The sequence below is a fragment of the Bacillus sp. AFS001701 genome, from assembly GCF_002559405.1.
GTDB lineage: Bacteria > Bacillota > Bacilli > Bacillales > Bacillaceae_G > Gottfriedia.
In genome coordinates, this window is the sequence record NZ_NTZO01000174.1 from 1 (window position 1) to 11,485 (window position 11,485).

Annotated in this window: 3 protein-coding genes; all 3 read right to left on the bottom strand. The window is 32.4% G+C overall.

Going from position 1 to position 11,485, the window contains the following annotated elements:
• Window positions 1–117: 117 nt before the first annotated feature.
• Window positions 118–4,287 carry a S8 family serine peptidase gene (locus CN514_RS12865; protein ID WP_098232937.1) on the bottom strand — a complete coding sequence of 1,390 codons (4,170 nt, stop codon included), beginning with the start codon at window positions 4,285–4,287 and terminating at the stop codon, window positions 118–120.
• Between the two features lie 649 nt (window positions 4,288–4,936).
• The gene (locus CN514_RS12870; RefSeq protein WP_098232938.1) at window positions 4,937–9,088 is read right to left on the bottom strand and encodes a S8 family serine peptidase; all 4,152 of its coding nucleotides are present in this window, start codon (window positions 9,086–9,088) and stop codon (window positions 4,937–4,939) included.
• A 710-nt stretch (window positions 9,089–9,798) separates the two neighbouring features.
• A complete protein-coding gene (locus CN514_RS12875; RefSeq protein WP_098232939.1) occupies window positions 9,799–11,058 on the bottom strand; it encodes a helix-turn-helix domain-containing protein in 1,260 nt (419 codons plus the stop codon).
• Window positions 11,059–11,485: the final 427 nt, after the last annotated feature.

An 11,485-nucleotide genomic window follows, 5' to 3' on the forward strand; every position in this document is an offset into this window, starting at 1 on the left:
TTGCTTTATGTATATTTTTACCAGTGTGATATTCATTGCAAGATTTAAGGAAAAAATTGATCAATAAAAAGCCTTCTCCCAAAAAATAATCGGGAGAAGGCTGCTTTTATCAGAAGTTTAGTTTAAGCCTAAATCTGTTAAGATGCTATCTAATGTAGCACCTTTATATGATTTTTTAGCTTTAGGAGGATTTGGAACTGTTGAATTTTGTAATCCAAAGTTCTTAACTACATAATCCATATCTTTTGCATCAACTACTTTATCAAAATTGAAGTCAGCAGATGCTTTGTTTGTACCCCAGTAAGTTTGTACAGCTAATGCATCAAGTACGTCGATTACATCGTCTTTATTTGCATCACCAGCAGGTGCAACATCTAATAAATAGCGCAATTGCTTACCGATTAAATCACCGCGGATATGATCAAATAAATTATCCATTGTTTGATTCATTGTAAAGTGACCTGGTACATCTACAGATAATGTATAAGGTTTTTTATCAACTTTCACACCATCGAATGCATAATCACCTTGTTTTGATGTGATAGGAGCTTGTAAAACAGTTTTACCATCATAAGATGTTAATGTAATTTTTGTACCTAATTTACTTTGATCGATTGCATAGTTCGTTTCACCTGTTACAGGTTTTTTTGCTCCTTCTACTTGAAGTGTACCTGTAAGTTTTGAAACTGATGGTTTTACATTGTATCCTTCAATATAAGTATAAACATTTTTTGTTTCTACATTTGATGTATCAATTGTAGATGTACCGTTACCTGAGAAATTAATCGCTGAACCTGTTGTAAATGATTGATCGATTGTTTTTATATCGAAATTAAATAATTGCGTATCCTCTGGTAGCTTAGCTGAACCTGAATAAGTAAAAGTAAAGTCATATTGAGTAATATAATCCCAAGTTGTAGGAGAAGTTTTTACTGTAACTTGTGCATCGCCATATTTTTTAACTTCATCACTCACTTGAATATTATCAATGATTCCTTGTTTATTATTCAATTGAAGTGTTAGTTTAGTTGTTTTTAAGTTATTAATATTATTTGCTTTTACAGAGTAATTTACAGTGTCACCAGGTACAATGTTTTGCTTATTCGCTTTTAAGTAATAATACGGAGTTGTATTTTTTACAAAAGCAATTCTAATTTGAGCAGTTGGATTTAATGCAGCATCCATTCCATAGAATGTTAATGGTAATACAGAATATTTACTATCAACTAAAATTTGATCCGTATAATCGCCATTTTTATCTACGTTAATAGGTAATGATGGGAAGAAGGAATTATACGTGTAAACAATTGTGTTATCTGATTGATCAGCTTTAATACCGTATTTTTTCGCTTCTTCAATTTCTGGATCATTTACGTTAATGTTGAAGTCGTATAACATTTGCCCATTTTTATCTAGTTTACTATCACTATACTCGATAACCTTTTGATCTAACTTATCAAAGCTTGAAGTCATGTTAGGAACAGCATATTCCAGCATAAAGTCTCTTGCTTCAGCAAATGTTTTTCCACTTTCACTCACACCAACTAGTCTTAATTTGTAGTGACCAGGTTTAATTAATTCATATTTACTGCTAATCGGGTTTTTCGCATCTCCAGTGAATGGGAAGTAATATCCTCCTACAAGTCGACCAATATTGTAAACTACATCTTCTTTCATTACTGAAGTATTAAATGATCCAATAATACCTAAATCTTGACCAGTTGTTGGATCTTGAACGATAACATCTAATGATTTCATATGTGTTTTCAGAGAAACACTTCCATCAATAAATGGGTAAGCATAAGTTGGATTCGTAATTTTATTTGAATAAAGTGGGTTGATTAAATTAAATGATTGGATCCCCTCTTCAACTACACGAACACCAAACGGAATTTGATATTGCTCAGTTGGATCCCCTGTATTCGTGAATGTAACATACCCTTCATATGTTCCTTTTTCAGCAGTTTTTGGAATATCCAAATTAAAATTAATTGATTTTGAACTAATTCCATTTAACTTCACTGATGTAGGTCCTGAAAGTGACACATTATTTGAAGCTGCATCCTTTGATCCTCTTAATCCAGTTTGATATTTCACGTCAACACTAAATGTTTTTGCTTTTTCACTACGATTCTTTAAAGTGACACTGCGAGAATCAGCAATATCATTATTATCAAATCCAAATGAACCAAAGCTCATTCCACCGGTTAACTCATTAATTAATTTTTCTTTGCCGTTTACAATCGTTGGTGTTTTATCAACCACTTCTAATTCTACATTTGAATGGATTGCTTCATATGCATCTACACGTCCACTACCTACTTCAAATACACTATAAGCTTTTGATAATGGATCAGCAGTATTCATTAGGATTGATTTGATATCTTCTGGTTGTAAGTCTTTATTTGATTGAAGTAATAGTGCAGATACACCTGCTACATATGGTGTTGCCATTGAAGTTCCAGACATACGCTCAAATGCATACTGATAATCTTCAGGCTTTGATCCATCGCCTGTTTTATTATTTACATAAAATGGTACACTTGAAAGAATCGAAACACCTGGAGCAGTCACTTCTGGCTTGATATCATAGTTTACACGTGATGGTCCTCTTGAACTAAATGTCGCTAATTCATCTGAAGCTGTTTGTAGCTTAGTATAATCACCAAAAGAAACTTCATTTCTACCTGCTTTAACCGCTGCTGTGATTTTTAATCCCTCTTCATATGATACTGAGAATGAAGGAATAGCATCGACCGACTCGCCTAAGAATGCTTGGATTGCTCCTTCACTTTGGTTATCAATATTATTAGCCATTAATACACCTACAGCGCCAGCTGCTTTTGCATTTTTAATTTTATCAATTAAAGCAATTGTCCCACGTTGAATGTAAGCAATCTTGCCTTTTAAGTCTTTTCCTGTAAAATCAGATGGATTTGCTAAACCTACATCAACAAGTTGATAGGTTTTACCTTTTAATGTCGTTAAATTATCAGAGTAGTTTTGAGCTAATTGTCTAAAGTTGTATTTGTTTCCATCCTGTGTTCCGTTAAATTGATAAAGATCAATTGCAACTGATGAAGCTCCGACAGTTAATGCTAATGCAGCCGCTCCCGGTGAACCTAATGTGTCCATTTGGTCTCCATCATTTCCTGCTGCTACGACAGTCGTTACGCCACTTAATACAGCATTGTTAACGGCGATAGAAGTTGCATAAAGTGGATCATTTAGAGATGCACCTAATGACATATTAATAACATCCATGCCATCTTTTACTGCTTTATCAAGCCCAGCGATAATAGCTTCACTTGTTCCAACCCCACCAGGTCCAAGTACACGATATGAATAGATATCAGCTTCTGGTGCTGCACCAACCTGTTTGTATTCACTATCTGATGCACCACGTCCACCAATGATACCTGCTACGTGAGTACCATGTTCAGTATAATAATTAGCTCCATTTGCAGAACCTGGTTTACCAGCTTTTACCCAATCAGAATATGTAGTCTCCATTGGATCATTATCATTATCTACAAAATCATATCCACCTTTGAAAGCGCCTTTTAAATCTGGGTGATTGTAATCGATACCTGTATCAAGAATCCCAACTTTAATGCCTTTTCCTGTATAGCCTTCAGCATGTAGCTTATCCAAGCCGTCATATGGGGTGTAGTTTGCTACTTTAGACTCGTCTGCTTTTAACTCGCTATTCTTATCTGATTCTTTCGGGGGGGCAATTGAGAACTTCTCATTACTCCAAACAGTTTTAACTGCTTTTGATTTTAATAGATTCTTAATTTGATTTGCTGGTAGACTCATTGAAACGCCGTTAAAGGCATTTTTATATGAATGTTTAATTTTAAAATCTACCTTTATATTATTTTTATCTTTAAGAACTTGTCCCACTTCTGCACTAAAAGTAGCATGATCTTGATCAACTAAATTCCCTGCTTGTGTCTCAGTTAATGATTTACCTTCTACTTGCGCCTCAATTTTGGCCACCTTCGCAGGTTTATTTGCAAACTCTACAATAACTGAGGTTTGTTTTGTAGTCGTTTGATCTATGTCTGATGAGATTTGAAGCCCTGTCGATTCATTCGTTGAAATTTGTTTTAAAGCAGCTCTTTGCTGGGAAGTTAAATTTGCAAGTATTGTTTCTGACTTCGTTTTCCCTGCTGCCTTTGAAACATTAGTTACATGTGCAATCGGTGCAACAACAACACTAGATGATAGAGCTAATACGGTAAAGCCTGATACAAACTTACTTTTCTTTACTCTTTTCCCCATTCTTCTTCCTCCTGGCTTTTATTTATCTAAAGTAAAATTCAATAAAGATCTATGATTTATAAAATAGTAAGCTACTTTTTATCTTAATATATATCTCTTTACATCAAATTTACTTTCTACATTTATTATCATTTTTTTCCAATTTTCGGTCAATTGGGTTATCCCTCCCCTAGTTTACCAGAGTTTTAAATTCTTCCTCTCTACATTCGACAGGATTCTTCTAAATTCTCCCGTGAAAAACAATCAAAATAACCCAATTTTCCGCTCATTTTAAAAGAAATAGTCAGTTCTTTGAAAACGCTTACTTTTTTAATTAAACTTTAATTGTTTTTAGACAAACCTCGGGTTGCTCGATTTTTCTAGCAAATTGAACATAAAACTATTTTAGAATATTTTAATTCATCATTGAGAATGCTTTTTGACATCTCAATTTTGTGCTTTTCGATTGTTTCATTGGATTTTACTTCTGTTTTTGGTCATTTTCAATTTATCATTTTACTTATCTATTCTCTTTTACTCAATTAATTAAAAATTAATGGCTTTATATGCCGTTCCACCGATTTTAATTGCACTTCACTACTTCATCAATCCACATATATTCCTATAACATAAAAAGGGAAGCCAATCTAGCTGGCTTCCCTCTTCTAAATTATTTTTGATCTAAACCTAACTCTTTTAAAATACTATCTAAAGTTGCACCTTTATAAGTAGTTTTTGGTTTTGGCGCTTTATCAACAGTAGGATTTTGTAATCCAAAGTTTCGAACAACAAAGTCCATATCCTTTTTATCTACTACTTTATCAAAGTTAAAGTCTGCTGTAGCTTTATTTGTACCCCAATAAGTTTGTACAGCTAATGCATCTAGTACATCGATTACATTATCTTTGTTAACGTCTCCAGCTGCAGCAGTTGCTAAACTATATTTATACAATTTACCTACAGTTTCTCCACGAATTTCATATGATAAAACAACTTGTTGGTTCATCGTAAAGTGCCCAGGTACATCCACTGTTAATGTATAAGCATTTTTATCAGCTTTTATCCCATCAACATCATATGAACCATATTTGTCTGTAATTGGTGCTTGAGTAACTGTTTTTCCATCGTACGAAGTAACTGTTACTTTTGCATTGGCTTTACTTAGATCGATTGCATAATTCGTCCCACCTGTTACTGGATCTAAGCCACCTTCAACTTGTAATACACCTCTTATTCTAGAAACAGTTGGCTTTATTTTATATCTTTCCATATAAGTGTAGATATCTTTTGTCTCAACATTTGTTTGATCTATTGTTGTTGCATTCATATCAAACCAGTAAGGACTTTCATTAAGATACTTGTTATCTGTTTTAAGGTCAAAATTAAATAATGGTAAATCTTCTGGTAATGCTTTATCTCCAAAATATGTAAATGTAAATGTATGACTCGTTGGTGTAGTATTTACACTAACCTCTGCTTCACCATACTTTTTAACTGCATCATTTACAACTACATTCTCAATTGAAGCATAATTATAATTTCTCATTGTAATTTTAGTTGTCTTTAAATTTTTCACATTGTTCGAACGAACAGTGTAATTTACAGCTTCACCAGTCTTAAGAAGGTTTTTATCTGCTTTTAAATAGTAGTACGGTAAATTTTGATCCACAAATGCGACGCTTAACTTATTAGTTGCGTTAGCAGTAAAGTTTTTTGCTGCATCAATACCATAGAACGAAACTTCCAATGGCGCAGATTGTTTTCTCACTAGAATTTGGTCACTATAGTTTCCATTTTTATCTGTTTTAATTGGATTTGCAGGGAATGGACTATTATAAAACGAAACAACTGAGTTGCTTGATTGATCTACATCTAAACCTAATTTATTTGCTTGATCTGTTTCAGGGTCATTTAGATTAATATTAAAGTCGTATAAAAATTCTCCATTTGAATCAAACTGTTCATCATTATATTCAATTACCTTTTGGTCTAAAGAGTCAAAATTAGACGTCATAGTTGGAGGGGCTAAATCGTAAATGAAATCAGAAACTTTTGTGAACGTTTTTCCATTTTCATTTGTTCCAACCATCTTTAATTGATAATGACCTGGTTGCGCAAAGCTCGGTTCATTGCTAATTGGATTTTTCGCATCTCCTGTAAATGGATAGTAAATCGAATTAAATCCTCTTCCAATAAAATACGACTGATTATCATTTAAAGTAATTGGTGTAAATGAACCAACTAAACCAAGATCTTCACCTGTCTTTGGATCGGTTAAAAGAATATCCAATGTCTTCATGTGAGATTTTAATGAGAATTCAAACCCAAGAAATGGAAATGAATTTGCTGGCCAGCTAGTATCAGTTGAAAACAATGGGTCAGCTTTAAAGAAATCGATTCCTTCATTAACAACACGTCCACCAAATGGAATTTGGTATTCTTCAGTAGGGTCTGCATTATTTGTAAATACAATATACCCTTCATATGTGCCTTTTTCAGCTGTTTTTGGAATGTTTAAGCTAAAATTGATTGATTTAGAATTAATTCCATTTATCTTTACTGAAGTAGGACCAGTTAATGTTACATTATTTTTAGCCGCATCTAAAGATCCTCTAGTGCCCGTTTGGAATTTAGCTTTTACACTAAATGTTTTCGCTTTTTCACTTCTATTTTTCAATGTAACATTGCGAGATTCTGTAATATCTTTGTTATCAAATCCAATTGAACCAAAACTAAATCCACCGGTTAATTCTTTGATTGTTTTTTGTTTTCCATTAATGATTGTCGGTGTTTGATCTACTACTTGAATTTCAACATTAGAATGGATTGCTTCATATGTATCAACTCGACCGCTTCCTATCTCAAATACACTATAATCCTTTGCTAATGGATCAGCTGTATTCATTAAAATAGATTTTACATCGGCTGGCTCAAGATCTTTATTTGATTGAAGTAATAATGCTGATACACCTGCTACATATGGAGTAGCCATTGAAGTACCTGATAGTCGTGCATAAGCATATTTATAATCTTCAGGTTTTGAGCCCTCAATGTTTTTATCATTTACATAAAATGGAACAGTTGATAGTATTGATACTCCAGGTGCTGTGACTTCCGGTTTGATATCATAATTGATTCGTGAAGGACCTCTTGAACTAAACCCTGCTAATTCATCAGATGCTGTTTGGATTTTTTTGAAATCACCAAATGTGAAATCTGATTTTCCATCTTTTAATGCTGCAGAAATTACTGAACCCTCTTCAAATGAAACTGAGAATGAAGGGATCGCATTCATTGATTCACCAAGGAATGTCTGAATTGCTCCCTCTGCCTTGTTTGCTTCATCGTTAGCCATGATAACACCCACAGCACCTTGATCTTTGGCATATGCAACTTTAGAGTCTAATGTATAAACTCCTCGGTTCATGAATACAAATTTTCCTTTTACATCTTTATTTTTATAACCAGCTTGATCTCCAAGTCCTACATCGACTAGTTGAATCGATTTCCCTTTTAATACCGATAAATCATCTTTATAATTTTTCGTTAATTGTCTTAGATTGTAATTTTTACCATTAAGTACACCTGCATATTGATAAATATCAATTGCAACAGATGAAGCTCCAACTGTTAAAGCTAAAGCAGCTGATCCTGGCGAACCTAATGTATACATTTTGTCTCCATCATTACCAGCTGCAACAACTGTTGTTACCCCACTTAATACTGCATTGTTTACAGCGATAGAAGTAGCGTAAAGTGGATCATTCAATGATGCTCCAAGTGACATGTTAATAACATCCATGCCATCTTTTACGGCTCTATCAATTCCTGCAATAATTCCTTCACTTGTTCCGCCACCATATGGACCTAGTACACGATAAGCATAAAGATCTGCTTCTGGTGCAGCACCAACAGATGAATACTCACTATCAGTTACTCCACGCCCACCGATAATTCCTGCAACATGTGTACCATGTTCAGTATAATAAGTAGAACCGTTTACTTCTGGTTGTCCTGATTTCTTCCAATCCTCATATGTTGTTTCCATCGGATCATTATCATTATCGACAAAATCATATCCGCCTTTATATGCGTCTTTTAAATCTGGATGGTTATAATCCATTCCTGTATCTAAAATACCAATTTTAATCCCTTTACCTGTATAGCCTTCTGCATGTAGACGATCTAGCTGATCATATGGAGAATAGTTTGCAACATTAAACTCGTCTGCTTTTAATTGTTCGTTTTCTTGATTTTTTTCAGGCGGATCAATTGAGAATTTCTCATTGCTCCAAACTGTTTTTACCGCTTTTGATTTTAATAGATTCTTAATTTGGTTTGCTGGTAGTGTTATCGAAACACCATTAAATGCATGTTTAAATGAACGATTAATTTTATAATCTACCTTTTTACTTTTTGTATTTGTTAAAACATTCTCTATATCTTTTGCAAAAGCAGCATGATCTTGATCAATTAATTTTTGTGCATCAGTTTTTGTTAATGTTTTACCTTCAACGCTCGCCTCAATTTGAGCGACCTTAACTGGTTTATTGGCAAACTCTACAATAACTTTTGTTTCTTCCGATGATTCCAAGTTAATATCAGAAGAAATTTGTAGCCCAGTTTCTTCACTAGTTGAAATCTGCTTAAGAGCTGCTCTTTGCTCTGAACTTAAACTTGCCAAAATATCTTCTGCCTTACTTGGACTTGCTGCATTTGATACATTTGTTACTTGCCCAAGAGAACCTAAAATAAAACTAGATGTTAAAGCTAAAACAGTAAAACTTTTTAGAACTTTACTTTTTTCTCTCTTTTCCCCCATTTTTCTTCCTCCAGTTCATTTTTCTTCTTAGATTGCCTTTTACGTTAATACTAGAAATAAGTTTTTTTGACAACCTCTTCAAGTAATCAACAAAATAGAATGACATTTGTCGTTTATTCCTATTAATTATATTATTGAGAATTTTCTATTTTTAAGCAATTGGGTTATAGCAAACCTTGATTTATCAACGTTTACTCAATACACTTTAAAAAAATCGACAAATTACAACATAATTTCCCATCGGAATAAACCAATTTCATGCAATTTAAATTCAATCTATTAATTTATTAGCCTATTACCACGAAATAAATGTCTATAAAAGACAAAAAAAGGAGCCATCTAAATTTCACGGGATGTCTCCTTAACTCTTCTGGAACAATTATTTATAAAATTCTTAGCCATGTTACTAAGTAGTGGGGGTATATTAGGTAGTATTATTCATTTATAGTTGTGATCTTCTCTATTTTTAAAAATAATTAGAATAGTTTTTTCGATATTGTAAGATTTAGATTACTTTAGCTAGTTTTCCATTTGAACTGATTTACTAATCTTAATTGCTGTTTTACTAATTTTAATTGCGATTCTTAGATTTTATTTGCAGTTCACTGTTTTTTTTAGAACTCATCATTTTTTATTTACATACTTGGACCTCTTGTTTGAATTTTTCAGCAAAAAAAGAGGGTACCCCTTTTGGGACACCCTCATGTTATTTACATGCTTACAAATGTATGTTCAATTGACTCATATAACTCGGCAGCTTTTTGATACTCTTTGATCTCTATATAGTATTTATATAATTTCTTACCAAACTGTTCGATATAAAATTTATTATTAGTAGAATAAAAGAATGGGAGTGCCTCATCAGATAGATATTGATAAAATTTTTCACGGGCTCCCTCAGCCTTAAGCTTAAATAGTTTAATCAATGTAATATGTACTGGACTTTTTAACATTTTTGCTAATGCTAATGCTCTTTTCATCACACTAAGAAGTATCTCTTTTTCTAGTAGTGTGCCCTCCGTACATGTCTCTAAATAATTGCACAAACGTCTTAAATAATTGATTGATTTTTTATTTTCGGTTTCATTAATACTTTCCTCAAAATAATACAATGCAGTTTCATACTCTTCTCGCTTAAAGTATTTCACTCCGAGATTATTTAATAAAATGGCCTTTCGTTCGCGATCTCCTAATACTTCACAGTTATGAATCAAATCTTTATAGCGTTCTACAACTTCGCTAAAATTCATTTCTAATTCACTACCGTACTGCAATAGCATAAGGCTTTCGGAACTAATTGCGAATAAATAGTTGTTCGTCTTCTGAAAAAACTTAAGTGCCATTTCGGCATATTTATACGCTAAGATTTTTGAGCTTCCAAAATGATAGGCAATTGCTAGATGGTGATAATATTCTTCATTTCGATACTCATCAATATTTATCATCTTTAATACTTTAATTGCCTTTTGATGGTCTTCATTACTTAGGCTAGTATAGTTCGATATATAGTACATACCTTGAAGATGATAGAATAAATTTTTCTCGTAAGGAGATAAATCACTAAATTCTTTTTTCACATATGTAAGTATTTGCTTAACCATATCTAAATTTTGATAATGAAAATAATACCTTGCTCTTAGTAAATTATAGTGGGCTGCATATTGTGAATAGTCAATAAAGGGCATTTGTTCAAGTTCTGCTTTATATTCTTCTATTTGAGCTTCTTTCTTCATGATTAATGCATCATGCCATAGATGTAATATTTTCTCTAAATTATAAAAAGATTGGACTTCTTGATTAATATTGATTCCTAATCGATCTGAAAATAAAGCAATAATATCAGGTGAGTAAGCCGTCTTACCTCTTTCAATTTTACTTACATGAGTAGTTGTACATATACCTTCTCCAAGCATAGCTTGAGTTAACCCCATTTTTTCACGATAAAACTTTATGATTTCCCCCTCAATCATATGCACCCTCCTCTATCTCTATAAACATATTTACTAAATATTCTTTACTAAATTTTAATATCCTTTTAAGGAAAAAACAATTAATGATTTTTACCTAATACTAGGAAATTTTCTTTCAAATTCAATTCAATATAACTAAAAAAAAGATAGGATTCGAAAATCAAATCCTATCTTAAAGACTAATTTATTATTTTTTATTTATTTCCAAAGACCTATTCAATCCACTATGTTAATTTTTATCTTCTTTATTTAAACTATTAAATTCCTTTATTGATTCTTTTTCATCACTTAACCCACTTATTTTGAAAATTTGCTATACTAAACATGTATGAAAAAAATTTTTTTGACAAAAATAAATATATGCGAAATAATTTTCACAAGAAAGGGTTTTCATATTATTATTAAAAAAAACTCTTTTTTCCTATAT

Excerpts from the sequence above, each read along its gene's own strand:
- CN514_RS12865 (WP_098232937.1), bottom strand. The coding sequence starts at position 4,287 with ATGGGGAAAAGAGTAAAGAAAAGTAAGTTTGTATCAGGCTTTACCGTA.
- CN514_RS12875 (WP_098232939.1), bottom strand. The coding sequence starts at position 11,058 with ATGATTGAGGGGGAAATCATAAAGTTTTATCGTGAAAAAATGGGGTTA.
- CN514_RS12870 (WP_098232938.1), bottom strand. The coding sequence starts at position 9,088 with ATGGGGGAAAAGAGAGAAAAAAGTAAAGTTCTAAAAAGTTTTACTGTT.